Annotated in this window: 16 protein-coding genes; all 16 read right to left on the bottom strand. The window is 58.8% G+C overall.

The annotated features are described in order from the left end of the window. Positions 1–3: 3 nt before the first annotated feature. Complete coding sequence (locus CMQ96_RS17455) at positions 4–807, bottom strand: hypothetical protein (RefSeq protein WP_098067071.1); 804 nt, start codon at positions 805–807, stop codon at positions 4–6. 4 nt (positions 808–811) lie between these two features. Next, on the bottom strand, positions 812–3,517 hold the full coding sequence (locus CMQ96_RS17450; RefSeq protein WP_098067070.1) for a phage tail protein: 2,706 nt from the start codon (positions 3,515–3,517) through the stop codon (positions 812–814). Beyond that, on the bottom strand, positions 3,518–3,721 hold the full coding sequence (locus CMQ96_RS17445; RefSeq protein ID WP_049084409.1) for a hypothetical protein: 204 nt from the start codon (positions 3,719–3,721) through the stop codon (positions 3,518–3,520). A 9-nt stretch (positions 3,722–3,730) separates the two neighbouring features. Further along, positions 3,731–3,964: a hypothetical protein gene (locus tag CMQ96_RS17440; protein WP_049084410.1), complete on the bottom strand. Its 234-nt coding sequence runs from the start codon at positions 3,962–3,964 to the stop codon at positions 3,731–3,733. 12 nt (positions 3,965–3,976) lie between these two features. Next, positions 3,977–4,792 carry a phage BR0599 family protein gene (locus tag CMQ96_RS17435; RefSeq protein ID WP_098067069.1) on the bottom strand — a complete coding sequence of 272 codons (816 nt, stop codon included), beginning with the start codon at positions 4,790–4,792 and terminating at the stop codon, positions 3,977–3,979. Next, the gene (locus CMQ96_RS17430; RefSeq protein WP_098067068.1) at positions 4,779–5,963 is read right to left on the bottom strand and encodes a phage tail protein; all 1,185 of its coding nucleotides are present in this window, start codon (positions 5,961–5,963) and stop codon (positions 4,779–4,781) included. The genes CMQ96_RS17435 and CMQ96_RS17430 overlap by 14 nt, the downstream gene beginning before the upstream one ends. Then, positions 5,960–9,460 carry a phage tail length tape measure family protein gene (locus tag CMQ96_RS17425; RefSeq protein ID WP_098067067.1) on the bottom strand — a complete coding sequence of 1,167 codons (3,501 nt, stop codon included), beginning with the start codon at positions 9,458–9,460 and terminating at the stop codon, positions 5,960–5,962. Before CMQ96_RS17425 ends, CMQ96_RS17430 begins: the two co-directional genes overlap by 4 nt. A 160-nt stretch (positions 9,461–9,620) precedes the next feature. Then, positions 9,621–10,103 (bottom strand): DUF6631 family protein, encoded by a 483-nt coding sequence (locus CMQ96_RS17420; RefSeq protein ID WP_016808572.1) that lies wholly within the window; start codon positions 10,101–10,103, stop codon positions 9,621–9,623. Continuing rightward, the gene (locus CMQ96_RS17415) at positions 10,100–10,852 is read right to left on the bottom strand and encodes a hypothetical protein (RefSeq protein WP_049084414.1); all 753 of its coding nucleotides are present in this window, start codon (positions 10,850–10,852) and stop codon (positions 10,100–10,102) included. The genes CMQ96_RS17420 and CMQ96_RS17415 overlap by 4 nt, the downstream gene beginning before the upstream one ends. After that, positions 10,839–11,042: a hypothetical protein gene (locus CMQ96_RS17410; RefSeq protein WP_025712861.1), complete on the bottom strand. Its 204-nt coding sequence runs from the start codon at positions 11,040–11,042 to the stop codon at positions 10,839–10,841. The genes CMQ96_RS17415 and CMQ96_RS17410 overlap by 14 nt, the downstream gene beginning before the upstream one ends. Beyond that, complete coding sequence (locus CMQ96_RS17405) at positions 11,030–11,476, bottom strand: hypothetical protein (protein WP_049084415.1); 447 nt, start codon at positions 11,474–11,476, stop codon at positions 11,030–11,032. The genes CMQ96_RS17410 and CMQ96_RS17405 overlap by 13 nt, the downstream gene beginning before the upstream one ends. Further along, positions 11,473–11,997 carry a gp436 family protein gene (locus CMQ96_RS17400; RefSeq protein WP_016808576.1) on the bottom strand — a complete coding sequence of 175 codons (525 nt, stop codon included), beginning with the start codon at positions 11,995–11,997 and terminating at the stop codon, positions 11,473–11,475. The genes CMQ96_RS17405 and CMQ96_RS17400 overlap by 4 nt, the downstream gene beginning before the upstream one ends. 13 nt (positions 11,998–12,010) lie before the next feature. Beyond that, positions 12,011–12,940 (bottom strand): hypothetical protein, encoded by a 930-nt coding sequence (locus CMQ96_RS17395; protein WP_064392240.1) that lies wholly within the window; start codon positions 12,938–12,940, stop codon positions 12,011–12,013. A 58-nt stretch (positions 12,941–12,998) separates the two neighbouring features. Further along, positions 12,999–13,379, bottom strand: coding sequence for a hypothetical protein (locus CMQ96_RS17390; protein WP_064392238.1), 381 nt, complete (start codon positions 13,377–13,379; stop codon positions 12,999–13,001). Next, a complete protein-coding gene (locus CMQ96_RS17385; protein ID WP_047684717.1) occupies positions 13,376–14,500 on the bottom strand; it encodes a hypothetical protein in 1,125 nt (374 codons plus the stop codon). Before CMQ96_RS17385 ends, CMQ96_RS17390 begins: the two co-directional genes overlap by 4 nt. Positions 14,501–14,738: 238 nt before the next feature. Then, the gene (locus CMQ96_RS17380) at positions 14,739–15,299 is read right to left on the bottom strand and encodes a phage virion morphogenesis protein (protein ID WP_065366227.1); all 561 of its coding nucleotides are present in this window, start codon (positions 15,297–15,299) and stop codon (positions 14,739–14,741) included. Positions 15,300–15,301 lie beyond the last annotated feature (2 nt).

Genomic DNA, 15,301 nt, shown 5'->3' with positions numbered 1-15,301 from the left:
CCTCTAATAAGCAAAATTGTATTTACCATCGAAGTCGATGGTGCCGTCGTAAGTGATAGTCATGAAGTCTTCTATCATTACGATCCGGCCAAACAGGCCAAAAACATCCGCCGCCTGGCGGTTCAGGTCAGGTAAGACCGCCGATGAGGTTTCCATTCCTGAAAGCGAGGTGGCGTTATTAATGAGTTCCAGAACCGTCAGGGGATCGAATGTCATTCGCCAGAGTTCCAGGAGCACTTTTTTCCCCCCTTCAGCCAGGTTAATACCTTCATACCGAAGTGAAACCTCCGGAGATTTGGCATTAAGCAGGCTGACGGACTGACTGCCAGCATAGTCATACGTCACTTTGACGGGCTGACTCTGTGGGGTGGTCAGAAAGCTGATCGCACCGAAACCATAATCAACCTCGTAGTCTGTCCCCTCTGCAAGCCCATCGATACTGACTTCCCGGACGTTCTGATAGGCCAGCGCGACACGATCCCCCGCTGTGATGCCCTCCGGCAACGCTTCATCGTTCTGCCAGCTCTGCGCAATCCGGCTGGTCTTCCCGAAGAGGAGGAGCGACAGGTTATCAGCGGAGAAATCGTGCCAGACCGAGGCGAGTGAAGCGGCAAAAGAGGTGTACCGGCGGTCAGACGTCATGACCACGCCAGCCCGGGATATTTTTCTTTCACTCTGTTCGAATGAGAGTTTCAGCGTCAGAGCCGAGACGTCACCAATCCAGCGCCAGATTTCGGATTTGTTTGTTACCGGGTTCCGCACGGAAAGGAAAACTCTGCCCTGACCATAATAATATGTGTCGTTCATCCGGTTAACCTCTCTGGGTCAGCGTGAGAGAGATTATGCCCTCGTTCAGAACCGGCTCATCCGTCATGAACAACGTCATATCAATCTCAGCGTGATAAACACCGGCATTCCAGGGAATAACGGCGGCAGAATCTGTCGTGGAGTCGATGGCATAAAGAGAGGCATCACCGGACAGGGTGAGAACGGTCCACGGCACACCGCTCTCAGTCCACTGCACAATGGACAAAATCTGGTGAGGGCCAAACGACCACAGCGACGCTGGCCATGTCCCGGCGGGATAGTCGATATCGTCCGCAGGGATGGAAAGCCCGCTGGCCAGCAGGTCAGGCGGATACCAGTTGGTCATTCCGGCTGCATCAGAAATGGCGTACAGCTCGGGGACTGCACCGGTATCCGTATCTTCAGGCGTGGTCCCGGCCCAGTCGCCGCCATCAAGAATGGTCAGCGACAGCGTGACGGTGAGCGGGAAGGCTTTGTAGTGGCCCGCAGGCAACAGGGTCCGGAAGGTGTACAACGAGGTGATCCCGTCGCGGATGCTCTGCAGTGTCAGGGCATGTTCTGCCGCGTCACTTCCTCCGGTGACGTATGGGAGCGGAATGCTGGCATCACCGGAGGTGCTCGACCAGACCTCTTCAGCGGTATCCTGGTTAATCAGCGTCGCCACATATTCCACGCCGGGCTCTGGCCCGATGCTGCCTTCCGTGCAGTCAATCAGGCGGTCGGCCTGCAACAGGCGGTCCCGGTGAGCAAATGTCAGGGTGTAGTCGGTGGCAGCAATGACCTGTGACGGGTATGGCGAATCATTGACGCGGATATTCCCCGGCAGATAGGGGCGGCTCTGCCGCTGGGCTATCACCAGCGAACTCACCGGCGCAGCAGACGCCGCCAGCGTCTCTGTGCTGGTTCGGGTCAGCAGACGCGCTTCCACGGTTTCCCCTGCCAGATATTCAATACCGTCAGACTCCAGCGCATCACGCCACAACCAGATTACGTCCGATTCATCATGCCCCGCAGGCAGTGTATCGAAGCAGCCCCTGCCGACATTCAGTGTCCCGGCAGACTCGTCAACGGCATCGACCCGGATGACTTCATCATTGAGTAGCAGCCCGTCGCCGACAGACGGGAAGCGGGTCATATTCACATGGAGAACCGTATCAAGCGGGCCGACCACCGCTACCAGCAGCCCTGATGGCGTCCAGTCCCCCGTTCCCCGATCAGCAAAATCTCCGCCTGCAGCGCGGGTCTGGATCTGATAGTTGATGCTGAGTGTCGTCGGGGCCACGGCCATGATGCCCGGATAACCGGATTCAGGATTAAGGTAGCTCAGCTCCGCCTCGCTGAGCGTCGCGGCCAGCACGGCGTAGGGCAGCTCGATGAGGCGCTGAACGCTGACAGGTCTGGCGGTTTTATCCGGGGGAGTCCAGCTGCTGCCCTGCTGGCCAGAGCTGTACGAGGTGGACGGCAGACCGAAAACGTCCTGGACGACGGTCAGCGTCAGGACGCCGGTATCACTTTCCTCAATTTTGCCCACCCGAAGCACCATATTGTCGATATTGCGGTCGGGGAGCTGAATGCGGAAAACATCCCCCGGGCGCAGAATGCCGCCACGCCGGTCGAACTGGATGACCAGACGGGTCAGTTCAGACTGGGCGGTTTCGAGATCGCGCTGGGCAACGCGTTCGGCGAGGGAGTGCGTGGGGATCGCTTTGTACTCGACGGAGCTGCTGTTGAGTCCGGTATTCTGTATCGCGCCGAGGTTCTGCGCCCGGACCTCACCATCGGAATTCGTGACGGGGTCATTCCAGGTCACGACAACCTCATTTGGATTCGATGTGGTACTGGCGCTGTCGTCATCCTGAACGGCGATAATGCCGTTGTCGTAGGTGAAAACCGGCAGGTCATCGACATTATAATCCCCACGCAGCAGTTTCAGGGTCAGTTTGCCGGTTTCGAGGTCGGCATACTGCACCGCGCCCACGTGGTCGAGGATCTGCTGCACAAACGTGTCGAGGCCATCCTGGCGGTTGTAGCGAAAGCACAGGCCAAAACCTTCCGCAAACAGCGTGTCGGCGGCGACACGGTAGCTGTCGAGGTTCAGGTCATCGGCGAGCGTCAGCTGACGCCCCCAGTCGCGATTGGTGGCACATTCCACCAGAATGTGAGCCGGGTTCATGGCATGAATGGCCCGCAGGTTGGCGAGTTGTTCAGGAAGAAGATCAGCTTCATCATCAAGCTGGCCTTCAGTATTCTCCAGCAGGATAGTGGCCTTCTCCGGGTACCAGACATCGCCGTCCCAGCCTTTAGTCGTTCGGCGAACGCGGTATAACCACGGTTTGGGGCTGGCGCTGTAACAGCTGACCAGACCGCTGAAGAAAGTGGTCACCACGCCACGAAACCCCGGCACCAGTCCCGTCAGTAACTTCAGGAGGGATGCCGGTGGCACCTGATCCGGTTCGCCCATCATGATATCGAGCTGACCCTGTATGCCGCCTTCACCGCCTGTATCATCACCGCCGAACAGGCCGGGTTTGTCGATGTACACCGAGGTGCTGGATGATATCTGCCCCGGAGTACCGGCAAAGGCCGTCTTTTTATCGGCCATAATCGACACAATCTCATTGACCGGACCGCGCCCCAGTCCCGCCTGCACATCCCAGGAGTACCGGTAGCCGACCGTGACTTTTTTTGAACCCTTGCCACCACCGCCCATCTATTTTTCCTCCTTTTGGGCCTGCAGCTGCGCGAGTTCGACAACCCGGATGGCCAGTGCATCGCCGGTCGCCAGCAGTGTCTGCGAATCAATGCCGCCATCACGCAGAAATGCCTGCAGGTCAAGATGGTGGCGGGCAAAAAAGGTCCGTAACCCCCATGCACAGCCGCCACCGGCGCGAATATGTTCCATTGTGATCAGCATGGTGCCCCCTTATTTTTTGATGGCGTCATAGCGGTAATTGCCGTAGCCCAGAACGAACCAGTCAGCCGTCCAGCAGTCACCAAAGAAGACGCACTGCGGTGTGCCCTCATCGGGCATGGGCATGTTCCAGTCGTCTTCAGTAGCCGCTTCCGGCGTGGAGTTTTTTTGCTTTGGCGCTAATGCGGTATTGATCACATATGATGCAATCAGAACCGCCACGAATTTAGCTACAGCCCACCACATGGCGTATCCCTCTTAAAACAGTTTGATAATGGTGTACGGCGATTTTCCGGGCATATGCGGCTGACCACCGTAGTTCAGATGGTTGGAGAATTTGCTGTCGCAGGTGGCAATCGTGCGGTCGCAGCCCGGATACAGCGTGACGGACTGACCGACCTCCAGGCCGGTTGTACCGCCAAACAGATGCAGCGTGTTACCGTCCTGTGCACGCAGGCCGCGTCGCTCGGTGTAGCCGTTGCGGTCGAACTCAATGTAACCACCGGAGAACCAGTCGCTGGCAAGACCAGCAGGCAGGTTCGCGGTAATGGAGGAACCATCGAGGGCGGTGACCACCACGCCGCTGACCGCGAACCGGAGCGGGTCAACACGGCAGTTATGATCGTACAGCGCATAGGGGCACTGACGTCCCCAGGTGAGCCGGAGCCCGACCCGTGTAAACGTGCTGGCCAGGCTGATGGTGATCAGCTTGCAGGATTCAATCTGTTCGCGTTTGACGCTGCTGATCTCCCCGATCCAGACGACGCGAAACTCGCCGGAGGTATCCGTCGCGTGCCAGCGCATGACCCGCACCCTGACGGTGCGCGAGGGTGGTGTCGCACGAAACAGCAGCGCCACCGCATTACTGGCGGGAACGGTGATATCCATCCCGTCACCGCTGCCGGAACTGAGACCGCTGTTGCTGATGGCCTGTGCTTCCCAGACCTGACCGGCAAAATCGATATCTTTGTCGGCGTTGCTGTAACGCCAGAACAGGCTGTCTCCGAGCCGGAACTCATACAGCGTCAGCGGCTGGCCATCGGCCACGGAATATTCAAACTCACTCCAGCTCATCACGTACTCCGGTAAAAGTGGTGGCAACCCGGGCCACGCCGTCGGCGTCGGTCACATGCTCCCAGGACACGCTGTCGGCATCCTGGCGAGCAAGGGTCATCAGGGAAATGGACACGATCTGGTGCTGTTCTGCAGAAATGGCATCGCCATCGAGCACAAGACGCTCCACACCGCTGACCAGACTTACAGCGATGATGCGGCGGTAATAGCGGGTGCCATCAGCCAGCAGAATGCAGATATCGCGGCGACCCGGGCGAATACCCAGCTCAGTAAAACCTGCCTCGATCACATCAACGGAATGGCCGCTGATGGCAGATGTCGGGGAAAAGTCCAGCATCTGCGAGGGCACCCATATCGGGCGCTGACGCCCCCGCAGGTACCACAGAAGCTGGCGCAGGGAAGTCTGTGCCAGACGGTTGACGGTGAACCAGCTGTGTGTCTGCCGCCAGAACGGTCGACCGGCAGTATCCAGTCGGTACGGAATGCCGCTGCTGTTGTCCAGCTCACGAATCAGGGGCTGATAGCTGCCGCTGACCGATTCTGACCAGTCGGTTTCGGTTTCGAGTACCGGGTGACCACGGTACTGTGTAAGCACCGGCGCATCACTGAAGGTATTGTGTTCAGCAATACGGAAGCGCACCTGCGCAGACGTCGCCGTATCAGTGAGACGGGACAGCGACGGCGGCTCTGTCAGCACCGCCGGACGTACCGGATACACCAGCGAGCCTGCAGGCCAGCTGTCGGTCAGCGGGGAGACCAGTTGCAGGACATCACCGGTGATCGCGGCAACGGTCGCCATCCGGCTGGTTGCATCAGGAGACTCATCGGTTTTCAGCAACACTGTTCCGCCAACAGAAAAGTCACGCCCGGCGGTCGGAATGGAGAGCGCGGTTGCGCCACTGGATACCCCTGCTGGTAGCGCAAAAACATCCGGATACACCGGCATAGCCCAGGTACCCGCGCAGCCCTGCCAGAGCATATGTTCGAAGCGCTGGCGGGCGGTGTCATACAGCATTGCCGTGAACTCGAACGTCCGGCGCGGTGAAAGTCGACGGGAAATCCGCTGCTCTGCGCCGGTGGGCGACTGCAGCACATCGGTCTTCCACTCCAGCGTCTCAGTCACGCCACGGGACCAGTCGGGGTCTGCCAGCCAGGGGAATAACGTCGTCATTTATTCAGCCCCAGCCATTGTTTCAGGGTCGGCACCTGCGCTTTGAGCGACGTGGTGAACTGGCGCTGGCCAGCCAGCGTCTGCGCTCCGGCGGTATAAACCTCGGACGGATCCAGCACCAGTTGCTGCTGCAGGCTGATGGGCTGCTGCGACGCAGCGGCGGGTGTGGCCATCGCGGTTTCAGGCACTGAGGCCGGGACCGGCATATTCTGTGCGGGGATGCCCGCCAGTCCTCCGGTGGCATGACGAACGCGGGGCAACCAGCCCTCGACCGCCGCCATACCGTGGCGGTTGAACGCGTGCAGGAAGTCCAGCGCACCGGGCTGCTGAACCACAGCGGCCCGGGTCACAAACTCCTGGTCGGAGAGCATCGCCGGGATGGAATCCGAGGTGGTGCTGCCCGGACCGCGAACCTGACCGCCATCAGCCGCAAACACACTGCCAAGAAGACCGCCAATGCCGCCGCTGCTCCCGATAAGGCTGGAAGTGGCCATTTGCGCCAGCTGCTGTGCCGCCAGCTGCGCCATGCTGTTAATGATGGTGAGGGCAAGGTTTTTCACCGCATCACGCAGGTTCATCGTGCCTTTGGCCAGCCCCATCAGAGAACTTTCGATACCGCTCTGCAGACCGTCGCGGAATGCCTGAGTCAGCTCATTCCCCGCCTGATTCAGCTTGCCGAGTTCTTCCTCGAGCTGGCGGATCATCTCCCGGATTTTGTCACCGGCTTCACCGGGGGCGGTGGCCATCTCTTTCAGCTGCGGGAGGTAGCCTTTGATTTTGTCGCCAACTTCCTGGTGAAGCTGGACGAGGCGCTGCCGCCCCTGAATCTCATTAAGCAGGCCACCCTGAACCTGCGCCTGAATGCTGGTTTCTTGCTGGGACTGGTATGTGAACAGGTCGTCGAGCGACTTTTTAAGGTCATCGACGCGGATTTTGGTTTCCGCGACCGGCAGCAGCTTGTCGAGCCAGTTCAGTCCTTCGGTGTTTCCACTGGCTTCAAACTCGCGGCGCAGGTCAGATACACGGTTCTGCAGCTCGAGCATCGATGCGCCAGCGGTGTTGCCGGTATCGCGCATGTATTCCAGCTGCAGCTGGAGGTTCTGGCCCTTAAACTCCTGGGCAGTGATGGCCGCGTTCGCCGCTTCAGCCTGACGGCGCTGCTCGGCGGTCAGGTTGCGGGTCGCAATCTCCTGGGCGCGGGTAGCGGCAGCACCCTGAGTGCGTTTTGCTGCCTGATCCTCAAGCTGTTTGACGAAGTTTTTATTGGAGGTTTCCTGCTGTTTGGCCAGCGACTGACCTTCCTTTGTCGCCTTATTGGCCGCGTTGGCCGCATCAATCTTTTTGGCCAGCGCCCGGGCTTCATCCTGCTGGGCTTTAGTCGCACTGGATAGTGTGCCGTTGCGGATTTCAGCCTCGACGCGGTCCAGCTCGGTGATGGCTTTTTTCTGGTTCAGCGTCTGCTGCAGCTGTTTGTTGTACTGTTCTGCTTTCTGGCCAGATTTATCCAGCGCTTTCGTGTCGGTATCCCACTGGCCACCGGAAAAGTTTTTACCGTCGGTGGAGGTGACGCCACGGGACTGAAGCATGTCCCGACCGCTGGCACTCTTCCATAACGTTTCATAGTTCTTACGGGTTTCTTCTACCGCGTCGGCTTCTTTTTCAAGCTCGGAGCGGTTGCCTTTCCAGAGTTTCTGGAGTTTCTCGGCAGCAGCAATGCTCTCGACATCGGTTTGTTTGCGCTTTGCTTCGGCGGCTATGGCTTTTTCTTCAGCCTGTTGTTTTTCCTTAAGTGCAGCCAGATCCTCTTTGTATCGCTTCACTGACTCCTGGTATTCACGAGGCTGCATAGCAACCTCTGTATCACTACCCGCAGCTGCAATTTTGGCTTCTAATTCCTTAATTTTAACTGTCAGCTCGTCAGCCGGAGTATCCAGCCCAAGTGCACCACCGGCTTTATCTTTAAACGATTCCCATGCACCAGTGGCCGCAATTTTTACATTATTCCATGCTCTCGCCGCCCGGTTGAGCTGTTGCTCCATTGTGCGAAGGCGTTCTTCGCTCGCCTTCTTAAATGCCTGAGAGGCCAGCTCAATCGCTTCTTCTTTTCGCCCCTGATCTTCCAGGCTCTGGATTCGCTGATAGGTCTCCAGATCCAGAAAGTGATACTGCTGGTTGGTGTTGGCGGCCCACGTGGTTGCACTGTCACTCATCTTGAGGAAGTTCGACACGACCTGATCCGCCGAGTCTCCGGACAGCTCGGCCATCAGAGAGGCAGCTTGCGCGACAGAGTTCAGCGTTTCGCCAGTAAACCGACCACTGCTGACCAGTCCATTCAGGATATCGCGCACCTGACTGTAATTGCCGCGTAACTGGCCACCCTGCTGGGCCATCTGCTCCAGTTCGCCGGAGGTCACACCGGCATAGTTGCCGGTTTTCTGGATCGAGCTGTTAAAGGCATCCTGGTCATTCATCGCCGAAACTGCAGCAATCCCTGCCGCCGCAACAATACCAGCCAGCCCTCCCATCGCTAAACGGGCGGGGGTGATGATACTCAGAAGTGCTTTAAAGGTGTTGCCCACGCCGCCAAACGAGTCCTTGATTTGCCCGCCTTGCTGAATGGCCACGAGCCAGACCGGCATTCCGCTGGCCAGCGAAGTGACAACATCGGTTATCTGCATCGGCAGGTATCGCATGGCCTGCGCATACTGACCGGCGCTGATACCGCCTTTACTCATGGCGGCGTTCTGGTCGGTAATCTTCTGAATAAACGGTGCAGCTTCCGCCGAAATACCCAGTTGTGCCGCTTTGTACTGCAGCAGCTCGGCAGTGGTCAGGTTCATTGTCTCGGCCTGCTCGCGCAGCCGGTTGATGAACTGTTCTTTGGTGGCCGCAGCCTGGGCTTCTGCCTGTGCGGCTTCCCGGGCTGCAGCCGCTTCCTTGCGCCCGGCATCGGTCGCGGCATGAGCGGATTTTTCCACCTGCAGGCGCAGTTCGTTCAGGCGTGAGGAGTACTGTTCGAAATCATCATCGCCGACAAGACCCGCGCCACGGAATGTACTCAGCTGCTCCTGCATATCATCCAGTCGGCCATAGGCAGCGACCACCGGGTCGATACGGTTGACCAGGGCGGTCAGCGCAGCCCGCTGGGCATCAATATCTGCCGTGGTGCCGTCCATACCATTCTGGAGCGAGCCCATCTCGGCCCGGGTGCGGGCAATAGCTGCCTGATAACCGGCATAATCAGTCGCCGCCTGCTGGACGGCATCACCTGTCTGTGACGCAGCGGCGGCGGCACGCTGCTCTTCCTGAGCGTGGCTACGGGCTGATTCGGCGACGCTATCCTGCGCCCGGGCGGTGGTACTGAGTTTCTGTGAGCTGGTTGTTGCTGCAGAGCCAACGTCTTCCACATCTCCGGCCAGCCCCTGCAGGGCACGGCTGGCATCCGCGAGGTCGGCGCGGATTTTCAGCATTAAATTGAGGGTGGAGTTATCGGCCATGACGCACCTGTATATAAAGGAAGAAAAAGCCCCGATCAGGATTTCAGGGCATTCACCCGCTGAGTGGCGGTATTGCCACCGGCAAATGCGGCATTGACATCAAATACGCGGTCAATGCACGCCTGCCGGTGTTGCCGTAGCGCTTCGCTGTAATACAGCGTCAGCTGGCGGAGGGTGTAGGTTCCGAGCCTGCCCGGGTCGTGTCCGGCCCGGATGAGGGTTGCGAAGATGCTGCCGAAGCCGACAATTTCGCCCGTGTTGCCCTGATGGTTTCCAGCCGGACGACAGCGTTCATAAAAAAACGGCGGTTCTGGGTCCACCACCAGTCAATCAGGCTCTGGCCCTCACCGGCGGGCAGCAGCGCCACCCACTGAACGGGCTGGTCCACAGAACAGGCGATGAGTTCAGGGATATCACCGGCGTGCTTTCGCAGCACGGCTTCAATCTCTTCAATCAGGGGCCACGGTGTCTGCATTACCTCCGCCAGACTGTGGGTGAGCGCATCCAGTTTGTCGCCCAACTGCAGCATATCCACCAGGGTGTATTCGCGGATAACCAGCCCCCGGCCCGCAATGGTGATATTGCGGGTCGAGAGCAGCACGCTCAGCTCGTCTTCGGTATCGGCGGGTTTCTGCTTGCTCATGCGACAGGCTCCGCAACATCAATGACGCGTCCAAAGCGACCGATGGTCGGGTCGTCCGGGCGGGCATTGTCGTACAGCACGGTGGAGGTGGTCTCCAGCCCGGCCAGCGAGGTGTCACCCTGAATCAGCGCCAGCGCAGAGGCCGGGGAGAAGGAGATTTTGTAAAGCTCCAGAATCTTCGCCGCACCGCCTTCGGCAAGGTTGATCCCCTCAAAACGCAGGTAGAAATCTTCCGGCTGCTGCGTGAACAGCGTGGTGTTGACCGAACCTGCATACTCATAATTCACGGACGGTGCCGTTGCCTGAGCGGTCAGGAAGGTGATCGCCCCGTAGGTGTAATCCACTTCGTAGTCGGTCCCTTCCACCAGGGTACCAATAACCACGTCACTGACGCGCTGATGGTCCAGAATGTAGCGTTCACCCGCCGTAATACCTGCCGGTAGAAGTTCGCCGGTGATGGTGCCTGCGGGGATCACAACCTGCTCACCGTAAAGCACCACGGCCAGATTCTCCGGGGCCAGATCGTGCCAGGTTGACGTCAGCGTGCCGTCCTGGTTGGTGACAAAGCTGCGTACCGTGCCCCGGCGTCCGGAATAACTCTCTTTGTGGTTAAGACGCTCGACAGTCAGCGCCAGCGATAAGGCCGACACATCGCCAACCCAGCGGAATGCACCGGGCTTCCCGTTAGCCAGACGACGGGCCAGAAACACTTTCCCCTGGCCGTAGTAGTAGGTTTCAAGCTGTGCCATTGTCTTCCGGCTCCTGTTGTTTACTTTTGCCACGGTTGCCCTGAGTGTCGCTTACGACCGGAGTGGCAACCCCGATAAGTTGATGGTCCCGGAGCCAGACTTCTTCGGCTTCGGTCACGGTGATGGTTTCACCGGCTGCAAAGCGCTTACCCTGATGGGTATGCGGCTGCAGGAGTTTTACGTCGGGCATCGTCTGCCTCCGATAACATGATTGACCTGGAAGGTATCCATCCAGAGCAGGGTGCCGCCGTCATAGTCCAGAATGTCGCCCTTGAGCCACTGGATACCGGTGGTTGCAAGCTTGCCGGGCACCCAGCCAATCAGTTGCTCACGAATCTGGCCAATCAGCGGGCTGATTTCATGGGTCAGACCGTCGGCCCCCTGCCCATAGTTGCGCACGGCAACGGCCACACCGAAGACCGCCTCGGCAACCTGTGCCCGGCTTCCGTTCCCCGGGACACCGCGCTCAGGCCCCATCAGGACATACGCGCCGGGGACCGCAAATCCTGACAGTTCCGTCACCTGGCTGTATTCGACGATGGTGCCGAGAAAGCTCAGCGGCTCCGGCGTCAATGGCTGGAGCCGCTCGACGATCAGGCTGATGGAAAACGGTTCGCTGCTCATTTTCCGAAATCCCTCAGTGAGTCCATGCTGAACGTGCGACCGGGGCCATCCACCATCGGCGGACCGCCAGCGGGTTTCTGCGTATCGGTTGCGCCGAGGCTGAATTTGCCGTTGGCCAGCTGCTCCATCAGCTTCATCGCATCGCGGTAATCACGGACAATCGGGTCTGTCCGTTCATCAGAAATACGATGCTGATGCAGCTTGTAGCGCACGACGGAGCGGCCCCAGCTACTCAGGATCGGGTGGACCTTCACCAGCGGCAGGGTGTAACCACGCTGGCGCAGATAGCCGTCAATCAGGTTCTGGGCTTCTTCCACCGCACCGCCAATGCGTTCCACCACCTCAAGGGCCACCGCCACTTCAGCAGGAGGCCATGACGTGGTCTCTTCCCCACGCAACACCGCATCCAGCAGCTCCGGTCGGGCCGGAGGCTTGCCCGGAAGCTGAGTCACCTGAGACAGTTCGACCGCACCCGGGCGGTCAGCCAGTTCAGCAAGGGAGATATACCAGGTCACGGCCATCACTCGCCTCCGCTTATGCCGATACGGCATTCTGGAAGAAGTAGCCACAGTCCTGAGCCACAATCAGCTCACGCACGGACTCACCGACACGGACGCGCTGGCCACCGCGCATCCCCATGTCCGGATCAGGAATGGAACCGGAGACACGGGAGCCAAACTGCGCGGTAAAGCCGAAGGTCACGCCACCCTGGGTATCGGCCAGCAGATTACGGTAGATAAAGGCGGCATGGTTGGCCCAGGCACGTACCAGCACCGGCTTCTGGCCCGGTCGGGCGATATTGACGAACGCCGAACCCACGACGATTTCGTCGAGTTCCAGCAGGCCGCGAAGGAAGTCCAGCGGTACCAGGCCATCTTCACCCAGCGTGCCGTTATAGGCTTTCACGACTGACGGGTTCTGACGCAGGGCTGTTGCCGTAGAGCGTCCCAGTACTGCCACGTTCGGACGCATGATCATCTTGTCGAGCGCAGTGACAATCTTCCTGATTGGCTTGCTGGCGTCGTTGTCCCACTGGTCAGCAGCAGCCAGGTTTTCTTTATTACCCACGGGATAATTGGCTGCGTTAAACACCGCTTTGCTGGTGCGGACTTCGCGGTCGAGCATGATGATATCGGACACGCGCTCGGTCGCACGGCCCAGCGGATCGTAATTGGCTGGAGCGTTATCGATATCGGATTGCGGAACCGGTGCATCAAGGGCGTAGTCGTTGGTCGAGGAGGTCTCATCCTCTGCATCAAACTCAATCTGATTGGGTTGTGACGTCCGTCCGACGGTGGTGGTCGGTACGGTGAAGCCCTGACCGAGATCGAACTTCCACCATTTAAATTCGGCTTTCCCCACCGGCACGCGCGGTAATACGCTGTCGGCAATCAGGGAGAGGTTACGGTACCCGATGGCAATCGCCGTCAGGTGGGGGTCAATCGGAAACGGTGCTTTGGCCATTCTGAATTACTCCGGAAAAATAAGATGAAAAATTCTGTTGTTACCCAGGGCGCTGCTGTCAACCGCCACCGGCTGCAGCAGCGGCCAGTTGACCCGGTGCAATCCAGACAGAGCCGAGATCGTCTTCGGCACCGTCATACTCCGCAAAGCCGAGATAGAACTGACCCGCAGTGGCCGGAACGGCACGACCATCAGCATCAGCCGTCAGCGGGTCACCAGCGACAACATCACCGCCATAGATAACCGGGGTCAGCTGGCTGCGGACCACATCAGCGGGTTCCCCGACGCTGGCAGCAACGAGGGTGGTGACACCGATAATCAGTTTGCTGCCATCGACGGCCAGAGTGATTTCGTCCGGCACGGTGCCATGCGTGACCATACGACGCGCAGCCAGTGCCACTTCTGCCTTATGGCAGGTGATCAGACCCGGAATATTCATTGCTGGGCTCCTTTCTTCACGTGGTTAACGGCGTCCGTCATGGAGATGGTGCGACCCTGTTTAGCCTGCTCTGCCTGATAGTTCTGTGCGGCAGTGGCCAGAGCGGAAGCATCGGCGAAATCGACAGGATCATCAGCCGTGCCGGTTTTTTCGCTGAAATTCACGACGGCAGGTTTAGTGCTGAGGATCTCGCGTAGCAGTGCCTCCGGCGACTGACTGATAGTCGTCTCCCCTTCAGAGAAAGAGAGCGGCTCCTGGGACAGGTTCATCAGCACTTCGACAATGGCTGTTTTCTGGCGCGGAAGAATGCTACCGCCCTTAACCAGACCATCGGCAAACGCCACGGTGGCAGTGCGTTTTTCCTCCAGTTGTCGGGTACGGGCAACTTCCTCGTCTGCAGCCAGTTTGGCTTCACGTGCTGCCAGCGCGGCTTCACGCTCGGCGAAGTCCGTCGCCGTACTGGGGGTCTTTTTGTTCGGGTCCACATTGGTCTCCTCGGCATATGCCAGTGGTGAGATTGACTTACGTTCATCAGTTGCCGAGTCCAGAATCGACTGGATACGCCACTGAGGAATGATGGAATCGGCCTGCTCGATGGTTGTCTCCTGAATCACCCAGTCGCGAATCGACTGAAACAGGCTGGCCAGATTGTCGGCCTCCCACGGCAGGGCAAACTCCAGCGGGCCGTTATCGCCGCTGGCCTCTGCGAACTGCGCATCAGGGAGCCCTTTGACGCCAGGAGGGACAGCCCCCAGAAAACCCACGTGGCGGGCATAGAAATGACCGGGTTTCGGGTTGCCGGGGCTGTCAGGCTGATAAATAGAGAGGGAGCGTTTTTTGTAGCTGCCCGCGTTGAAGGCTTCCGCAAAGGCCGGATTCACCTGGCGCGGTGCGGCATAGACGATGCCATCACGATACTCAAGGCGTTCCGCCCAGCCATACGCCGGAGCGGTCAGGCTCGGGTGCCCGATGACAAACGGGGCTTCCGATACTGAAGGGTCGTAGCTGTTGGCCAGATCAATACAGTCTTCAGGGGTGAACGTGATGGTCCGGCCATCCATCGCGGTGTGGGTGCCGGGGGCAAAAACCGCAAGTGTCGCTTTAGCTGTGCTCGTCGTCATGGCTGTCGTCATTCTGGTTGTCAGGGGTTATGGCGACATCATGACGAAACGTGTTCAGGGGGTAATCTGCCCACGGGCAGATAAAAATGAGGTGGAAGGTAAATCTGAGGGCCTGCGCTGGGGAGGAAAAGGGCCGGGAACCGTATTAAAACGTATTATAATACGGGTCGCCAGCACAGATTGCGTCATCGTAGCCAGGCGACCACCAGAACGCGTTACAGGGCGTCTGACGGCGACATCAGTTAAACGCCCCCTGCAGGTAGTTTTTCGCCATATCGATAAGCGTTTCCCCTTCCGTTTTTGACACACCCAGCCACTTTCTGGCGGGGATCGTGATTTTGTAGGCCGGAATGGTGTGCCACTGTGAGTAGTTTGATTTCGACTTTCGGACGAACTGACTGCCAACCTTGCCGTTTTTCTTCTGCCGGTAATACGCCTGCTGACTGCGGGCGGCGATTTCGATGGTACCGCCGAACTGGTGAATGGCACCATAGACCCGGTTCGTACCGAACAGCAGCTCATCGGCATTCACCTGCCAGCGCAGGGTATTTCGGAGATAGCCGTCGCGGGTGAGAACCTTGTCCGCGTTTTTCCGCTTACGCTTCTGGTACCGGGCCGACAGTTCCTGCCACGGTACGCCCTCCGGCGATATCTGCTCCGTGAAACGCTGCTGGTGAAACTCCAGAAGGCGCTCTCCCATTGAACGCAACAGCGGTGCCGGGCGCATCATTTCGGTCCGGGCATCCCACAGTCGGCTCAGCGCATCCTGAGCATCAAACGTCAGCGTCACACCCGACATCG

This window comes from Klebsiella sp. MBT K-1 (assembly GCF_002556465.1).
GTDB classification, from domain to species: Bacteria; Pseudomonadota; Gammaproteobacteria; order Enterobacterales; family Enterobacteriaceae; genus Klebsiella; species Klebsiella grimontii.
Note: the sequence above shows the minus strand (reverse complement) of the source record. Positions and strands in the feature narration are given on the sequence as shown.

Excerpts from the sequence above, each read along its gene's own strand:
- CMQ96_RS17455 (WP_098067071.1), bottom strand. The coding sequence starts at position 807 with ATGAACGACACATATTATTATGGTCAGGGCAGAGTTTTCCTTTCCGTG.
- CMQ96_RS17450 (WP_098067070.1), bottom strand. The coding sequence starts at position 3,517 with ATGGGCGGTGGTGGCAAGGGTTCAAAAAAAGTCACGGTCGGCTACCGG.
- CMQ96_RS17445 (WP_049084409.1), bottom strand. The coding sequence starts at position 3,721 with ATGCTGATCACAATGGAACATATTCGCGCCGGTGGCGGCTGTGCATGG.
- CMQ96_RS17440 (WP_049084410.1), bottom strand. The coding sequence starts at position 3,964 with ATGTGGTGGGCTGTAGCTAAATTCGTGGCGGTTCTGATTGCATCATAT.
- CMQ96_RS17435 (WP_098067069.1), bottom strand. The coding sequence starts at position 4,792 with ATGAGCTGGAGTGAGTTTGAATATTCCGTGGCCGATGGCCAGCCGCTG.
- CMQ96_RS17430 (WP_098067068.1), bottom strand. The coding sequence starts at position 5,963 with ATGACGACGTTATTCCCCTGGCTGGCAGACCCCGACTGGTCCCGTGGC.
- CMQ96_RS17425 (WP_098067067.1), bottom strand. The coding sequence starts at position 9,460 with ATGGCCGATAACTCCACCCTCAATTTAATGCTGAAAATCCGCGCCGAC.
- CMQ96_RS17420 (WP_016808572.1), bottom strand. The coding sequence starts at position 10,103 with ATGAGCAAGCAGAAACCCGCCGATACCGAAGACGAGCTGAGCGTGCTG.
- CMQ96_RS17415 (WP_049084414.1), bottom strand. The coding sequence starts at position 10,852 with ATGGCACAGCTTGAAACCTACTACTACGGCCAGGGGAAAGTGTTTCTG.
- CMQ96_RS17410 (WP_025712861.1), bottom strand. The coding sequence starts at position 11,042 with ATGCCCGACGTAAAACTCCTGCAGCCGCATACCCATCAGGGTAAGCGC.
- CMQ96_RS17405 (WP_049084415.1), bottom strand. The coding sequence starts at position 11,476 with ATGAGCAGCGAACCGTTTTCCATCAGCCTGATCGTCGAGCGGCTCCAG.
- CMQ96_RS17400 (WP_016808576.1), bottom strand. The coding sequence starts at position 11,997 with ATGGCCGTGACCTGGTATATCTCCCTTGCTGAACTGGCTGACCGCCCG.
- CMQ96_RS17395 (WP_064392240.1), bottom strand. The coding sequence starts at position 12,940 with ATGGCCAAAGCACCGTTTCCGATTGACCCCCACCTGACGGCGATTGCC.
- CMQ96_RS17390 (WP_064392238.1), bottom strand. The coding sequence starts at position 13,379 with ATGAATATTCCGGGTCTGATCACCTGCCATAAGGCAGAAGTGGCACTG.
- CMQ96_RS17385 (WP_047684717.1), bottom strand. The coding sequence starts at position 14,500 with ATGACGACGAGCACAGCTAAAGCGACACTTGCGGTTTTTGCCCCCGGC.
- CMQ96_RS17380 (WP_065366227.1), bottom strand. The coding sequence starts at position 15,299 with ATGTCGGGTGTGACGCTGACGTTTGATGCTCAGGATGCGCTGAGCCGA.